At 42.5% G+C, this 322-nt stretch carries 2 tRNA genes; both read left to right on the top strand.

Annotated features, from left to right (window positions below):
* The first annotated feature begins 85 nt into the window (after nucleotides 1–85).
* Nucleotides 86–159 (top strand) — tRNA-Ile (locus tag FC07_RS08480).
* 15 nt (nucleotides 160–174) lie between these two features.
* Nucleotides 175–247: transfer RNA gene (locus FC07_RS08475), tRNA-Ala, on the top strand.
* The last annotated feature ends 75 nt before the right edge of the window (nucleotides 248–322 follow it).

Here is a 322-nt window from a genome sequence, read left to right as displayed (position 1 = left end):
TACGGAAAACTACACATTAATCGAAACTTTGCTCAGTTTTGAGAGGTTTACTCTCACAACTTTATAGTTGATATGGAAGGCTTTTGGGCCTATAGCTCAGCTGGTTAGAGCGCACGCCTGATAAGCGTGAGGTCGATGGTTCAAGTCCATTTAGGCCCATTTCTATAACAACATGGGGGATTAGCTCAGATGGGAGAGCGCCTGCTTTGCACGCAGGAGGTCATCGGTTCGATCCCGTTATCCTCCATTGACAACGTAAGTTGTCGTAACTTTGTACTTTGAAAACTGAATACTCTATTTTATTTTCTTGTTTTAAAAACCG

It is taken from the genome of Loigolactobacillus bifermentans DSM 20003 (assembly GCF_001434575.1).
GTDB lineage: Bacteria > Bacillota > Bacilli > Lactobacillales > Lactobacillaceae > Loigolactobacillus > Loigolactobacillus bifermentans.
This window is presented reverse-complemented; position numbering and strand designations above follow the sequence as displayed.